We start from the raw sequence: 13,578 nt of genomic DNA on the forward strand, positions 1-13,578 counted from the left end.
ACGACAGGAGACACCCGCTCGATGAAAGTCATCAGCTCCATCCATGAACTGCGCGACCAGTTGCGTGGCCAGAACCGCACTGCCTTCGTCCCGACGATGGGCAATCTCCACGAAGGCCATCTCTCGCTGATGCGCCTCGCGCGCCAGCACGGCGATCCGGTGGTCGCGAGCATCTTCGTGAATCGTCTGCAGTTCGGCCCGAACGAAGACTTCGACAAATATCCGCGCACCCTCCAGGACGACATCGACAAGCTGCAGAAAGAGAACGTCTACGTGCTCTTCGCGCCGACCGAGCGGGACATGTATCCGGAGCCGCAGGAGTATCGCGTGCATCCGCCGCACAATCTCGGCGACATTCTCGAAGGCGAATTCCGCCCCGGCTTCTTTACGGGCGTGTGCACCGTCGTCATGAAGCTGATGTCGTGCGTGCAGCCACGCGTCGCGGTGTTCGGCAAGAAGGACTATCAGCAGTTGATGATCGTGCGCGCGATGTGCCATCAGTTCGCGCTGCCCACCGAAATCGTCGCGGCGGAAACCGTGCGCGACGAGGACGGTCTTGCGCTGTCGTCGCGCAACCGGTTCCTGTCGGCCGACGAGCGCGCCGAAGCGCCGCAGCTCGCGGCTGCGTTGCAACGCGTGCGGGAAGCCGTGCTGTCGGGCAACCGCGATATCGCCGCGCTCGAACGCGACGCGATGAACGCGCTCGCCGAGCGCGGCTGGAAGCCCGACTACATCAGCGTGCGCAAGCGCTCGAACCTGATCGCGCCGGGCGCCGACGAGACGGACACGCCGCTCGTCGTGCTCGCGGCGGCCAGGCTCGGCGCGACGCGTCTCATCGACAATCTGGAAATCTGAAGGGAATCGAGGAAAGCCATGCAGCGCATCATGTTGAAATCGAAGATTCACCGGGCGACCGTCACGCACTGCGAATTGCACTACGAAGGCTCGTGCGCCATCGACGAAGACCTGCTCGAAGCCGCAAACCTGATGGAAAACGAGCAGATCGACATCTGGAATGTGAACAACGGCGAGCGTCTGACGACGTACGCGATCAAGGGCGAGCGCGGCAGCGGGATGATCTCGCTGAACGGCTCGGCCGCGCGCCGCGCGCAACTGGGCGATCTCGTGATCATCGCGGCGTTCGCGCAGGTCGACGAGGAAGAGATCAAGGCGGGCTGGAAACCGAATCTCGTGTTCGTCGACGACGACAACCGCATCAAGGGCAGCCGCGATCACGTTCCGACGCAAAACTGGACCTGATTGCGCGCGCATGCGCGAAGCAGCCGGCGCTTCCCCAAAGGACGCCGGCTTTTTTTATTTCTTCGACACCCATTCGACGATCGGCTGCCACTGCTCCAGATCCTTCTCGACGCGGCTCTGCGCCACGTCCCAGATCGTGAGGCCGTGCGCGGCGAGTTGCACGTAGTTCTGCGTGTCGCGCAAAAACCCGAGCACCGGAAGACTCAGGCCCTCGACGAACCGATGCAGTTGATCGGCCGAGCGCGTGCGCGCATCGACGCGCATGCCGACCACGCCGACCTCGATCGACCCTTTTCTCACCGCCTTTTCCTTCGCCAGTCTGGCAAGGAAGTCCTGCGTCGCGAGGATGTCGAACATGGACGGCTGCAGCGGCACGATGACCTTGTCGGCCAGTTCCAGCGCGAGCGCGAGGCGATTGCCGTGGACCCCGGCGGGCGTATCGACGACGGCTTTCTCCAGACCTTTGGGCGGTTTCGCGGGGGAATCGACGTCGATGGCCCATTCCTCGATCGTCGGCAGCGTGTCGGCGCGCAGCGAGAGCCACGCATGCGACGAGCGCTGCTTGTCCAGATCGGCGAGCGCGACCCATTCGCCTTGCGCCGCGAAATACCCGGCCAGATTGGTTGCGAGCGTGCTTTTGCCGACGCCGCCCTTCGGATTTGCCACCACGATCACGGTCATGAAGTGTCCTGGATTTTGTTGGGCGCGCGACCGGCCTGCCGGCGTTCAGCGCGCGGTTTTCGTCGTTACGAGAACAGGTGCATGATTTCGAGCGTTGATATTATCGGCAAAACGCGCGCGGCCGGCATCCATGCCGAACGGCCGTGCGGCTTTCCATCAATTTATCCGGTTGAACGCCCATGACCACACTCCGCTCCGATGTCACGCTCGATTTCCTGCGCAATCGCCAGAAAGGCCGCCTGCCCGACCTGCTCGGCGTGCAACTGATCTCGCTCGATCAGGGCCAGTTGAGCGGCGAACTCGCGATCCGGCCGGAGTTGCTCGCGCCGAACGGCTTTCTGCACGCGGCGACCGTCGTCGGCCTCGCGGATACATGTTGCGGCTACGCGTGCATCGCGCATCTGCCAGAAAAAGCGCAGAACTTCACGACGCTCGAACTGAAGAGCAATCACGTTTCGACGGCGCGCGAGGGGAAGATCGTCGCGAAGGCCACGGCCGTGCATCTCGGACGCAGCACTCAGGTGTGGGACGCGACGGTGACGAACGGCGACGGCAAGCTCATCGCCCTGTTCCGTTGCACGCAGATGATTCTTTATTGAGCGAAGGCGGCCTGCAGCGCGTCGATATCGAGCGACTGCGCGAACGAATCGGCGAGACGATCGAGCGATGCCTCGCGCAGCGCCGGGTAGTCGAGCGGCTCGGCGTCCTTCACGCCCGCCCACGCGAGCAGCGCCGCGCACGCCTGCGGCGTGTCGAACACGCTGTGCAGATAGGTCGCGGCGATCTGGCCGTCCTCCGACACCGCACCGTCGAAACGTCCGCCATCCAGCGCGACGAGCGGCCGCGCCAGCGCCGGGCCGTGCGTGCGGCCCATGTGGATTTCATAGCCGCGCACGGGCGCTCGCGCATCGCCGATCGTCAACCGGCCGGCGACGTTCTCCAGTTGCTTGCGTGGCGTGAGCACGGTGCGAAGGTCGAGCAGCCCGAGCCCGTTCACGCATCCCGCCGCGCCTTCGACGCCCTCCGGATCGTCGATTTCGCGCCCGAGCATTTGCATGCCGCCGCAAATGCCGAGCACTTTGCCGCCGTATCGCAGATGCCGCTCGATCGCCCGATCCCAGCCGTTCTCGCGCAGCCACGCGAGATCGCGCTGCACGCTCTTGGAACCGGGCAGCACGATCAGATCGGCGGGCGGCGGCGCGACACCCGCGCGCACGTAGCTGAAATCGACCTGGGCATGCGCGCGCAGCGCGTCGAAATCCGTGTGATTGCTGATGCGCGGCAGCGCGGGCACGATCACCTTCAGCGCGGCCGCCGCATCGGATGCGGCGCGCGCGTGCGGCTGGCTCGGCAGCATGTCTTCGGCGTCGAGCGTCAGGCCGTGCAGATACGGCAGCACGCCGAACACCGGCTTGCCCGTTTGCGCCTCCAGCCAGTCGAGCCCCGGCTTCAGCAAGCCGATATCCCCGCGAAACCGGTTGATGACGAACCCGCGAATGCGCGCCCGCTCGCTCTCCGACAGACACGCGAGCGTGCCGACGAGATGCGCGAACACGCCGCCGCGATCGATATCGGCGACGAGCACGACCGGGCAGTCGACGCGTTCGGCGAAGCCCATGTTGGCGATGTCGCCGTCGCGCAGATTGATTTCGGCCGGACTGCCCGCGCCTTCGACGATCACCGCGTCGAATTCCTGTTGCAGACGCCCGTAAGACGCGAGCACGGCATCGAACGCGACGCGCTTGTAGGCGTGATACGCGCGCGCATCGAGGTTGGCGTGCGCGTGACCGTGGATGATGACCTGCGCGCCGCGATCGCTCGTCGGCTTGAGCAGGACCGGATTGAAGTCGATGCGCGCATCGACGCCCGCCGCGATCGCCTGCAGCGCCTGCGCGCGCCCGATCTCGCCGCCATCGACGGTCACCGCGCTGTTGAGCGCCATGTTCTGCGGCTTGAACGGCGCGACTCGCATCCCGCCGCGACGCGCGAGACGGCACAGGCCGGCGACGAGCGTGCTCTTGCCGGCGTCGGACGTCGTGCCCTGGATCATCAGCGTGCCGCGTGGCGTGAATGGCATCGGGGGATTCCCATGAAGAGCAACGCGCTATCTTAGCCCGTCAGTACAATATCGCGATGACGCCCGATCTCACTTTCATCCTCGGCGGCGCGCGCTCCGGCAAGAGCGCGCACGCCGAACGCCTCGCCGGGCAGAGCGGTCTGCCTGTCACGTATATCGCAACGGCGCGCATCAACGACATGGAGTTCGCCGAACGCGTGAGGCTGCACCGCGAACGCAGGCCCGCGCATTGGGCGCTGGTCGAAGCGCCGCTCGATCTCGCGAACGCATTGCGCGAAGCGGATCGCGAGGGACATTGCGTGCTGATCGACTGCCTGACGCTGTGGCTCGCCAATCTGCTTTTCACATCGGACGCCGCGAGCGAGGACATCGCCGTGCTGCCCGAGCGCGCGCGCGAATCGTTCGCGCAATTCGATGCCGCGCTCGCGCAGGCGCGCGGCAAGGTCATCGTCGTGAGCAATGAGATCGGGCTGGGCGTCGTGCCGCTCGGCTCGGTCACGCGCCTCTACGTCGATGAGCTCGGCCGGCTGAACCAGCGCGTCGCCGCCGCCAGCACGCACGCGACGCTGATGGTGGCGGGCCTGCCGCTCGCGCTCAAGGGCTAGCGCGATGCTCCTGCTCTCCGCCTACGCGATGGCGCTGCTCGCGGTGCTCGGCGTGATCGTCGACCGCATCGTCGGCGAGCCGCGCGCGCGTCATCCGCTCGTCGGCTTCGGCACGCTCGCGACGAAGCTCGAAGCGCGCATGAACACCGGCTTTCGCGCGCGGCCGGCGGGCATTCTCGCGTGGTTGGCGCTGGTCGCGCCGCCGGTTTGCATCGCGTGGTTGCTGGTCGGCGCGCTGCCGTTCGCCTATGCCTGTCTCGTGCACGTGCTGCTGCTCTGGTTCGCGCTCGGCGCAAAAAGTCTGCGCCAGCACATTGCGCCCATCGCGCGGGCACTGAGCCTCGGCGATATCGATCGCGCGCGCGCGCTGACTTCGCGCATCGTGTCGCGCGATACATCGCAAGCCGATGAAAACGCGCTCTCGCGCGCGGCGGTCGAATCGGCGCTGGAGAACGGCAACGATGCGATCTTCGGCGCGCTCTTCTGGTTCGCGGTCGCGGGCGGGCCCGGTGCGTTGATGTTCCGCCTCGCCAACACGCTCGACGCGATGTGGGGCTATCGCACGCCGCGCTATCTGCGTTTCGGCTGGGCGGCCGCGCGCTTCGACGATGTGCTCAATTTCATTCCGGCGCGCCTCACGGCCGCCGCCTACGCGCTCGCCGGCGATACGCACATGGCCTGGCACTGCTGGCGCACGCAGGCGCGCTCGTGGGACAGCCCGAACGCGGGCCCGGTGATGGCCGCGGGCGCGGGCAGCCTGAACGTGCTGATCGGCGGCGCGGCGGTTTATCACGGCGTGCTCGAAACGCGGCCGACGCTCGGCGCGGGCCACTCGGCGAATCCGAGGCACGTCGTCGCGGCGTTGCGGCTCGTCGAGCGCGCGACGCTCATGTGGCTCGCGGCGCTATTGTTCCTCGCGGTTCTGAGCCTGACGACAAGTGGCTGACATGACGCATCCCATCCGACACGGCGGCAATCTGCGCGAAGCCGCGCGCCGCTACGCGATTGCTTTCGATGACTGGCTCGATCTGTCGACGGGCATCAATCCGCGCGGCTATCCGGTGCCGCCGGTGCCGCCGGATGCATGGCGGCGTCTGCCCGAGGACGACGACGGCCTCGCCGATTGCGCCGCGCGTTATTACGGCGCGCCGTTCGCGTTGCCGATGGCGGGATCGCAGGCGGCGATACGCGCGTTGCCCGCGCTGTTGCGTCGCGGCACGACGGCGGTCGCTCCGCTGACATATGGCGAATATGCGCCCGCATTCACGCGCGCGGGCCATGCGATCGCCCCGCTCGACATCACCCGAAGCGACCTGCCTGACGCGTTCGATCACGTCATCGTCGCCAATCCGAACAACCCGACGGCCGAGCGCCTCACGCGCGACACGCTCTTGCGCTGGCATGAACGACTCGCGTCGCGCGGCGGCACGCTGATCGTCGATGAAGCGTTCGCCGACGCCGATCCCGCATCGTCGCTGGCGAGCGAAACCGCGCGCGACGGGCTCATCGTGCTGCGCTCGGTCGGCAAGTTCTTCGGGCTCGCGGGCATCCGCGCGGGCTTCGTGCTGGCCGCGCCGACGCTGGCCGATGCGCTGCGCGACACGCTCGGCGCGTGGACGGTGAGCGGCCCGGCGCGTCACGCGGTCGTCGCCGCTTTCGCCGACGTCGCGTGGCAGCGCGAAACGCGCGAGCGCCTGCAACGCGATGGCGCGCGCCTCGCCGCATCGATCGCGATACACGGCTTCGACGTGCGCGCGACGCCGCTCTTCGCGTGGACCTCGACACCGAGAGCGCCCGAGCTTCAACACGCGCTCGCGTTGCGCGGCATCTGGACGCGCCTGTTCGATTTGCCCGGCATGACGCCGAGCCTGCGCATCGGCTTGCCCGGCGCGGAAGGCGACTGGGCGCGCCTGTCGCTTGCGTTGCAGGAGATCTGCGCGTGATGTGGCATCGTGCGATCGTCTTGCTGCTCGGCTTCGCCATGACACAGGCGCACGCGATCACCGTCGCCGACGACAGCGGCGCACCCGTCACGCTTGCGAAACCCGCCGAACGTGTCGTCAGTCTCGCGCCGCACGTCACCGAGTTGCTGTTCGCGGCGGGCGGCGGCGCGCGCATCGTCGGGGCGGTGACGTATAGCGACTATCCGAAGGAGGCGCAGGCGATTCCCCGCGTGGGCGACAACAAGGCGCTCGATCTGGAGCGCATCGTCGCGTTGCATCCGGATCTGATCGTCGTGTGGCGGCATGGAAACGCGGCGCATCAGATGGATCGCCTCGAAGCGCTCGGCGTGCCGGTCTACTTCAGCGAGCCGAAGCATCTCGACGACATCGCGACGAGCATCGACAAGCTGGGCGCGCTGCTCGGCACGCAACAGCAGGCGCGCGCGAGCTCGGAGGCGTTCACGCGCGATATCGCGCGACTGCGCGCGCGTTATGCGCAGCGGCCGCGCGTGAGCGTGTTCTACCAGGTCTGGGACGATCCGCTGATGACGCTCAATCGCGACAACGTGTTCGACGAAGTGATCGGTCTGTGCGGCGGCGTGAACGTGTTCGCGGCGCAGAAGCCGCGCGTGCCGACGATCTCGACCGAAGCCGTGCTGGCGGCGAATCCTGAAGCGATCGTCACGTCGACGCCGGGCGCGACGAAGCCGGATCGCCCGTTGCCCGCGCTCGAACGATGGCAGCGCTGGCCGTCGATGACGGCGGTGGCGCGCGGCAATCTCTTCGGCATCGACGGTGACCTCATCAACCGGCCGACGCCGCGGCTCGCGTCGGGCGCGGCGGAGCTTTGCCGCGATCTGGACATCGCGCGCGAGCGGCGGCCGAAGGGCTAGCGCTCAAGCATTCCACCGCACGAGAAGCCACTGCCCGCGCACGCGCCTGAACCAGACGATCGCACCGAAATCGAGCGGCCATTGCAACGCGTGCTCGCGCGCGATGCCCAGAAGATGCGCTGCGAGCACGCGCACGACGCCCGCATGCGCGATGACATGCACCGCACGCCGATCGGCGCACGTCTCGTCGAACCACGCGAGCACGCGTTGCGCGAACTGCGCGAAGCTCTCGCCGCCGTGCGGGCGCGCATGCTCGATATCGTCGGCCCATGCGTCGATGAGCGCCCGATCGATCGAATCCCACGCGCGTCCTTCCCATGCGCCGAAGTGCATCTCGGCGAGACGCGGGTCGATATGCGCGTCGCCGCAAAGTTCGCGCGCGAGCCAAGCGCATCGCCGGAGCGGACTCGTGTGCCATCCGTCGGCACATGCGGGAACGTCCAGCGTCTTCATGCGCGCAGCCAACGCGGTGGCGAGATCGTGCGCATCGCGCTGCAGAGGCACATCGGTTTGCCCGTAGCAAACGCCCGCCTCGACCGCGACTTCCGGATGCCTGATCAGTACGAGATCCATGCGAGTCCGATGAGGTAAATCGCGATTTCGAACACTTGCTGCGCGAAGCCGAGACAATCGCCGGTGTAGCCGCCGATGCGTCGCACGAAATAACGTCCGATGATGAATCGCAGCACGACGAGCGCGACGACCGTGAAGCAAGCCAGTTTCAGGTCGATCACGAAGAGCCACGGCAAGCTGAAGACGAGCGCCAGCGCGAACGAAGGCAAGCTCATGCGCTGCGCGACCGGCTTTGCTTTGCCTTCGGCGCGCACGTAGTCGAGCGTGACGAGATAGCTGATCGCGAACGCGCGGCTCACGGCATGCGCGGCGATCATCGTCCACGCGACGCGCGACGGAGGCAGCGCGGCGAGCGTCTGCCATTTGAGCGCCAGCGCGACCGTGATCGCAATCGCGCCGAATGCGCCGACGCGCGAGTCGTGCATGATGCGCAGCGCGTCTTCGCGCGTGTACGCGCCGCCGAACGCATCGACGCAATCGGCGAGTCCGTCTTCGTGAAACGCGCCCGTGAGCACGAGCGTCGCGGCCATCGAGAGCAGAACCGCGACGCCCGCCGGAAACACGCGCAACGCCGCGAGATACACCAGCGCCGCGACGCCGCCGACCATCGCGCCGACCAGCGGAAAGTAACGCGCCGCCGCATTCAGATACCCGCGCTCGAAGCCGACCCAGCGCGGCACCGGCACGCGCGTGAAATAGCCGAGCGCGGTGAAGAAGTAGCGCAGTTCGTCGAGCGGACGCATGTCAACCGGCTTTGCCGGAAACGCCCGCCGACTCGAAGCTCGCCATTTCATCGACGAACGCGACGGCGGCACGCAGAATCGGCAACGCGAGGGCCGCGCCCGTGCCTTCGCCGAGTCGCAGGTCCAGTTGCAACAGCGGCGCGGCATCGAAATGCGCGAGCATCCGGCGATGCCCCGTTTCGTTCGATGCATGCGCGAACACGCAATAGTCGAGCACTGCGGGCGCGATCTTCGACGCAACCAGCAGCGCGGATGTCGCGATGAAACCATCGACGAGCACCGTCATGCCGGCGCACGCGGCGGCGAGATAGGCGCCCGTCATCATCGCGATCTCGAACCCGCCGAAGGTCGCGAGCGTATCGATCGCATCGCGTTCGTTGCGATGCAGCGCCAGCGCGCGGCCGAGCACGTCGCGCTTGTGCGCGAGCCCATTGTCGTCGAGACCGGTGCCGCGCCCGACGCATTCGTCGATCGGCAGATCGCACAACCGGCTCATCAGGCACGCCGCCGCCGATGTATTCGCGATGCCCATCTCGCCGAAGCCGATCACGTTCGTGCCGAGCGACGCGTGATGCCGCACGCGCGCCGCGCCCCGCGCGATGCCTTCGAGCGCGGTCTCGCGCGACATCGCGGCTTCGTGCGCGAAGTCGCGCGTGCCGGGTCCGAGCGACAGACGCTCGTAACCGTGATCGACGGGAATCGGCGTTGCGACGCCAGCATCGACGACTTCGAGCGCCATCCCGACCGAGCGCGACAACGCATTGATCGCGGCGCCCCCGGCCAGAAAATTCGCGACCATCTGCGCGGTCACTTCCTGCGGATACGAGCTCACGCCCTCTTTCGCGATGCCGTGATCGCCCGCGAAGACGATCATCGCGGGACGCTCGATGCGCGGCTTCGTCGTGCCCTGTATCAGGCCCATTTGCAGCGCAATGGCTTCGAGCCGCCCGAGGCTGCCGGGCGGCTTCGTCTTCATGTCGATAATGCGGCGCAGTTCCGTTTCCAGCGAGCGGTCGAGCGCGCGGGGCATCGGGATGTCGTTCAGCGTGGACATCGAAATTCCTTTCAGAAGCGAGGGATGGAAGGCATGAGCGCTTCGTGTTCGCCGTCGCGGATCAACGCGAGCGGATAGCCGAATGCGGCGCTCGCGCGTTCGGGCGTGAGCACGTCGGCGACGAGGCCCGCGTGCACGCCGCCCTTGCCGTCGAGCAATAGCGCGTGCGTCGCGAAACGGCGTGCGAGATTGAGATCGTGGCACGAGAAGATTACGGTGCGCTTGTGCTCGCGCGCCGCGTCGCGCAACGCCTGCAGGCAGTCGATCTGATGATGCAGATCGAGATGCGAGAGCGGTTCGTCGAGCAACAGGAGCGGCGCGTTCTGGCCTAGCACGGCAGCCAGCGCGACACGCTGGCGTTCGCCGCCGGAAAGCGTCAGCACGTCGCGCGCGGCGAAGGATGCGAGGCCGAGCAGGTCGAGCGCGGCGCGCGCCGCGTGACGATCTTCCTCGCTTTCCCAGCCCCAGCCGGTGAGATGCGCAAAGCGGTTGAGCAGCACGGTGTCGAGCACGGTCGCGCTGAAGACGTCGTGCGTGGCTTGCGGCATCAAGGCGCGCTCGCGTGCGAGGTCCGCCGCGCGCCATGACGCGAGCGCGCGGCCGCCGAGCGACACGCTGCCCGACGCCGCTTTCGCCAGGCCGGCGAGCACGTTGATGAGCGTCGTCTTGCCCGCGCCGTTCGGACCGGCGATGCACCACACTTCGCCCGCTTCGATCGACTGCGTGAGACCGTCGATGAGCGTGCGCGCGCCCGCGCGCAGCACGATGGCGTCGAGACGCAGGGTCATCGCGGTCTCCGCAACAGCATCCACAGGAACATCGGCACGCCGATCAACGCCGTGACCACGCCCACCGGCAACTGCGCGGGCGCGATCACCGTGCGCGCGACGAGATCGGCGGCCATCACGGCGAGACCGCCCGCGAGCGCGGCGGCGGGCACGAGCATGCGCTGATCGTTGCCGAACGCGAGGCGCAGCAGATGCGGCACGACGAGCCCGACGAAGCCGATGGTCCCCGCCGTCGTCACCGCGGCCGCCGCGGCGATCGATGCAACGAGATACACACGCAAACGCAGGCGGGCGACCGGCACGCCGAGCGCGCGCGCGGTCGTGTCGCCGCGCAGCAGCACGTTCAGTTGCGGCGCGACCGGAACGATCGCGACGAGCGCGATGACGAGCGCGATCAACGCGGGCCACGGCGCCGCCGCGCCGTTGAGATCGCCCGTCAGCCAGAAGATCATGCCGCGCAGCCGGTTCTCGGGCGCGATGCTCAGCATCAGCGTGATCAGCGCGCCCCATCCGGAAGCGATCACGACGCCCGTCAGCAGAAGTCTGGGCGACGCATCCTGTCCGCTTTGCCACAGATCCTTGCGCGCGAGGCCGAGCACGAGAACGATCGATGCGAACGCGCCGACGCACGCCGCGAGATCGACGCCCCATAACGGCAAGGATGCGAGCATCGCGGCGAGCGCGAAGGCCGCCGCGCCGCCGGACACGCCGAGCACGTACGGCTCCGCGAGCGGATTGCGCAACAGCACCTGGAGCAGCGCGCCCGCTGTCGCGAGCAGCGCACCCGACGCGAAGCCCGCGAGCGCGCGCGGCAGACGCAGGGTGAGCACGATTTCATCGGCGATATCGGGTGTCGATGCATGCGCGTGAAAGAGCGCGCCGAGCGCATGCGACACGGGCAACGCGACGCTGCCCATCGCGAGCGACGCGACGAGCACGACGAGCGCCGCCGCGCCGAGCGCGATCCAGATCGCGGCCGCGCGGCTCGCGTTCATCGGGCGCCCGAAGCGAGCATGTTCAATCGCGCCGCTCACGACGGATGCCAGCCCAAGGTGATGTAGGCGCCGCGCCGTGGCGTGTTGTACGAGTACGCAAGCTCATAGTCCTTGTCGAACAGGTTGTCGATGCGCGCCGTGACGTACCACGACTTCGAAATATCGTAGCGCGCCGAAAGATTCACGACGCCGTAGCCCGCGAGCGTCGAATCGTAGTCGCTCCGCTGCCCGCTCACGATCCATTCGCCGCCGACGCGCCAGCGCCCGATCGTGCGATGCGCCGTCAACGTCGCGAAGCGCCGCGCCCGTCGCGTCAGATCTTCGTTATTCGTTTCGTCGACGGGATTCTGAAACGTCACGCCCGCGCGCACATCGGTTGCGCCGAGATGTCCGGCCCACGATCCCTCGATGCCCTGCACCTTCGCGCGCCCGACGTTCTGCGCGACATAGTAGAAGCCGCCGTCGGACACATAGTCGATCAGATTCGAATAGCGCGTCTGGAAGAGCGTCACGCGCATCACGCCGAGCGCATTCGATGCGTACTGCAACGCCGCCTCGACCGAGTGACTGCGCTCCGGCTGAATCGACGGATTGCCGCTGAACGGATAGTAGAGATCGTCGAAGCTCGGCGCGCGAAACGATGCCGAATAGCTCGCGCTCGCCCTCCAGTGCGCATCGAAGTTGTACGCGTAGCCCAGATAGTAGCTGTTCGCGCCGCCGAAATCGGAATACTGATCGTGACGCAGATTCGCCTGCAATTCGTTCGCGCCGATGTGCCCCACATAGCCCGCGAACACCGAGTTCACGTGACGATCGGGCGCGCTGAACTGATCCGAATCGAGCGTCTGGTCGAGATGCTCGTAACCGAGGAGCAGCTTGTGCGCATCGCTGATTCTGAAGTCGTTCTGCCACGTGTACTGCCGGTTCTCCGAATCGAAGCGGTTCGTATAGACGCCGTTCTGCTCGATGTTCGCGCGGTCCTGCCCCTGCGCGATCGTGAAGTGCGTGGTCCAGTTGCCGGTGATCCGGCCATTCGCGAACACCGACGCCGAACGCACGCGATCGTGCGACTCGTTGATGTCGGTGGGCAGGCCGTGGGCATCGTCGAAACTGTTGATGCCGTTCGATTGCAGAAAGCGCACGCCCGCGTCCCACTTGTCGCTGAACTTGTGACGCAGCGTCGCGGCAACGCTCTCGTTCAGATAGCCGTTCGCGTTCGGATTCGCACCGGGCGCGATCGCCGGATCGATCGATGAAAAACCGTCGGTCTTTTCGCGCGAGACGTTCAGGCTGAAGGTCGTGCGGCCGTCCGCATCGAGCGCGCCGTTGACGCCCGCCGATTGCCGCTGCGTGTGGTAGCTGCCGTATTCGGCCTCGAAGTCGAAGCGTGGCGGATGCGGCTCGCCTTCCTTCGTGAAAATTTGCACGACGCCGCCGATCGCATTCGAGCCGTACAGTGCCGACACATTGCCGTTCACGACTTCGACGCGGCCGATCTGATCGAGCATCAGTTGCGATAGCTGCGCCGCGCCGAGCGACGCCGATTCGACGCGCACGCCATCGATCAGCACGAGCGATTGCGACGACGCCGCGCCGCGTATGAAAAGCCCCGAGTTCGCGCCCGGCCCGCCGTTGCGCGTGATCTGCACACCGGGCGCGAGCGCGATGAGGCCGAGCGCATCGCCGGCGTTCGAGTCGGCGATGTCCTGTTCGTCGAAGACCGATGTCTGCGGAATCGATTCGGCCAGCGCTTGCGGCGCGCGCGTCGCCGTGACGACGACGGGCGCAAGCGTTTGCGAGGTGTCGTCCGCGGCGTGGGCGGTGTGTGCAAGCGGCAAGGCGCTCACGGCGGCGACGAGCGCGCCATGACGAGAGAGGCCGTTCCTGAACGCGGCCAGTGGCAATACCATGCGTGAAGTGTCCGTTTCGCGTGAGCGCGACCCCGCTCCCCGCGAGGACGATGCGC

General features: G+C 67.0%; 15 protein-coding genes. 7 read left to right on the plus strand and 8 right to left on the minus strand.

What is annotated here, in order from left to right; translation table 11 throughout:
- Positions 1-21: 21 nt before the first annotated feature.
- Positions 22-855, plus strand: coding sequence for a pantoate--beta-alanine ligase (gene panC, locus U4Y90_RS03855; protein ID WP_321792319.1), 834 nt, complete (start codon positions 22-24; stop codon positions 853-855).
- An 18-nt stretch (positions 856-873) separates the two neighbouring features.
- A complete protein-coding gene (panD, locus tag U4Y90_RS03860) occupies positions 874-1,260 on the plus strand; it encodes an aspartate 1-decarboxylase (protein WP_321792321.1) in 387 nt (128 codons plus the stop codon).
- A 54-nt stretch (positions 1,261-1,314) separates the two neighbouring features.
- On the opposite strand, the gene U4Y90_RS03865 is transcribed toward panD, so the two are convergent.
- A complete protein-coding gene (locus U4Y90_RS03865) occupies positions 1,315-1,941 on the minus strand; it encodes a ParA family protein (RefSeq protein ID WP_321792322.1) in 627 nt (208 codons plus the stop codon).
- Between the two features lie 179 nt (positions 1,942-2,120).
- Here U4Y90_RS03865 and U4Y90_RS03870 point away from each other — a divergent pair, with 179 nt between their 5' ends.
- Positions 2,121-2,540: a PaaI family thioesterase gene (locus tag U4Y90_RS03870; protein WP_321792324.1), complete on the plus strand. Its 420-nt coding sequence runs from the start codon at positions 2,121-2,123 to the stop codon at positions 2,538-2,540.
- On the opposite strand, the gene U4Y90_RS03875 is transcribed toward U4Y90_RS03870, so the two are convergent.
- Positions 2,534-4,018: a cobyric acid synthase gene (locus U4Y90_RS03875; RefSeq protein ID WP_321792326.1), complete on the minus strand. Its 1,485-nt coding sequence runs from the start codon at positions 4,016-4,018 to the stop codon at positions 2,534-2,536. The genes U4Y90_RS03870 and U4Y90_RS03875 overlap by 7 nt on opposite strands.
- 56 nt (positions 4,019-4,074) lie before the next feature.
- Between U4Y90_RS03875 and cobU the strand changes: the two genes are divergently transcribed.
- The 4 genes from cobU to U4Y90_RS03895 are packed head-to-tail and all read left to right on the plus strand — an operon-like array spanning position 4,075 to position 7,459.
- Positions 4,075-4,623, plus strand: coding sequence for a bifunctional adenosylcobinamide kinase/adenosylcobinamide-phosphate guanylyltransferase (cobU, locus tag U4Y90_RS03880; protein WP_321792328.1), 549 nt, complete (start codon positions 4,075-4,077; stop codon positions 4,621-4,623).
- Positions 4,624-4,627: 4 nt separating this feature from the next.
- On the plus strand, positions 4,628-5,569 hold the full coding sequence (gene cbiB / locus U4Y90_RS03885) for an adenosylcobinamide-phosphate synthase CbiB (RefSeq protein ID WP_321792330.1): 942 nt from the start codon (positions 4,628-4,630) through the stop codon (positions 5,567-5,569).
- Entirely contained in the window at positions 5,562-6,566 is a 1,005-nt protein-coding gene (gene cobD, locus U4Y90_RS03890; protein ID WP_321792331.1) for a threonine-phosphate decarboxylase CobD, read from the plus strand. The genes cbiB and cobD overlap by 8 nt, the downstream gene beginning before the upstream one ends.
- Complete coding sequence (locus tag U4Y90_RS03895) at positions 6,566-7,459, plus strand: cobalamin-binding protein (protein WP_321792597.1); 894 nt, start codon at positions 6,566-6,568, stop codon at positions 7,457-7,459. Before cobD ends, U4Y90_RS03895 begins: the two co-directional genes overlap by 1 nt.
- A 3-nt stretch (positions 7,460-7,462) precedes the next feature.
- Here the strand turns inward: U4Y90_RS03895 and cobC are convergent, their stop codons facing one another.
- Genes cobC through U4Y90_RS03925 form a run of 6 tightly spaced genes read right to left on the minus strand, consistent with a single transcriptional unit; the run spans position 7,463 to position 13,522 of the window.
- The gene (gene cobC / locus U4Y90_RS03900; RefSeq protein WP_321792333.1) at positions 7,463-8,032 is read right to left on the minus strand and encodes an alpha-ribazole phosphatase; all 570 of its coding nucleotides are present in this window, start codon (positions 8,030-8,032) and stop codon (positions 7,463-7,465) included.
- Positions 8,017-8,775 carry an adenosylcobinamide-GDP ribazoletransferase gene (locus tag U4Y90_RS03905; RefSeq protein ID WP_321792335.1) on the minus strand — a complete coding sequence of 253 codons (759 nt, stop codon included), beginning with the start codon at positions 8,773-8,775 and terminating at the stop codon, positions 8,017-8,019. The genes cobC and U4Y90_RS03905 overlap by 16 nt, the downstream gene beginning before the upstream one ends.
- A 1-nt stretch (position 8,776) precedes the next feature.
- Entirely contained in the window at positions 8,777-9,829 is a 1,053-nt protein-coding gene (gene cobT, locus U4Y90_RS03910) for a nicotinate-nucleotide--dimethylbenzimidazole phosphoribosyltransferase (RefSeq protein WP_321792336.1), read from the minus strand.
- A gap of 11 nt (positions 9,830-9,840) precedes the next feature.
- Positions 9,841-10,617 carry an ABC transporter ATP-binding protein gene (locus U4Y90_RS03915; RefSeq protein WP_321792338.1) on the minus strand — a complete coding sequence of 259 codons (777 nt, stop codon included), beginning with the start codon at positions 10,615-10,617 and terminating at the stop codon, positions 9,841-9,843.
- Entirely contained in the window at positions 10,614-11,612 is a 999-nt protein-coding gene (locus U4Y90_RS03920) for an iron ABC transporter permease (RefSeq protein WP_321792599.1), read from the minus strand. Before U4Y90_RS03920 ends, U4Y90_RS03915 begins: the two co-directional genes overlap by 4 nt.
- 35 nt (positions 11,613-11,647) lie before the next feature.
- A complete protein-coding gene (locus U4Y90_RS03925) occupies positions 11,648-13,522 on the minus strand; it encodes a TonB-dependent receptor domain-containing protein (protein ID WP_321792340.1) in 1,875 nt (624 codons plus the stop codon).
- Between the last annotated feature and the right edge of the window lie 56 nt (positions 13,523-13,578).

It is taken from the genome of Caballeronia sp. J97, assembly GCF_905220305.1.
Lineage (GTDB): Bacteria > Pseudomonadota > Gammaproteobacteria > Burkholderiales > Burkholderiaceae > Caballeronia.

What these genes read in the sequence shown, in the direction of transcription:
- cobT (WP_321792336.1), bottom strand. Translation starts at nt 9,829, where the DNA reads ATGTCCACGCTGAACGACATCCCGATGCCCCGCGCGCTCGACCGCTCG.
- U4Y90_RS03895 (WP_321792597.1), top strand. Translation starts at nt 6,566, where the DNA reads ATGTGGCATCGTGCGATCGTCTTGCTGCTCGGCTTCGCCATGACACAG.
- U4Y90_RS03865 (WP_321792322.1), bottom strand. Translation starts at nt 1,941, where the DNA reads ATGACCGTGATCGTGGTGGCAAATCCGAAGGGCGGCGTCGGCAAAAGC.
- panC (WP_321792319.1), top strand. Translation starts at nt 22, where the DNA reads ATGAAAGTCATCAGCTCCATCCATGAACTGCGCGACCAGTTGCGTGGC.
- U4Y90_RS03905 (WP_321792335.1), bottom strand. Translation starts at nt 8,775, where the DNA reads ATGCGTCCGCTCGACGAACTGCGCTACTTCTTCACCGCGCTCGGCTAT.
- cbiB (WP_321792330.1), top strand. Translation starts at nt 4,628, where the DNA reads ATGCTCCTGCTCTCCGCCTACGCGATGGCGCTGCTCGCGGTGCTCGGC.
- U4Y90_RS03875 (WP_321792326.1), bottom strand. Translation starts at nt 4,018, where the DNA reads ATGCCATTCACGCCACGCGGCACGCTGATGATCCAGGGCACGACGTCC.
- cobC (WP_321792333.1), bottom strand. Translation starts at nt 8,032, where the DNA reads ATGGATCTCGTACTGATCAGGCATCCGGAAGTCGCGGTCGAGGCGGGC.
- panD (WP_321792321.1), top strand. Translation starts at nt 874, where the DNA reads ATGCAGCGCATCATGTTGAAATCGAAGATTCACCGGGCGACCGTCACG.
- U4Y90_RS03915 (WP_321792338.1), bottom strand. Translation starts at nt 10,617, where the DNA reads ATGACCCTGCGTCTCGACGCCATCGTGCTGCGCGCGGGCGCGCGCACG.
- U4Y90_RS03870 (WP_321792324.1), top strand. Translation starts at nt 2,121, where the DNA reads ATGACCACACTCCGCTCCGATGTCACGCTCGATTTCCTGCGCAATCGC.
- U4Y90_RS03925 (WP_321792340.1), bottom strand. Translation starts at nt 13,522, where the DNA reads ATGGTATTGCCACTGGCCGCGTTCAGGAACGGCCTCTCTCGTCATGGC.
- cobU (WP_321792328.1), top strand. Translation starts at nt 4,075, where the DNA reads ATGACGCCCGATCTCACTTTCATCCTCGGCGGCGCGCGCTCCGGCAAG.
- U4Y90_RS03920 (WP_321792599.1), bottom strand. Translation starts at nt 11,612, where the DNA reads ATGAACGCGAGCCGCGCGGCCGCGATCTGGATCGCGCTCGGCGCGGCG.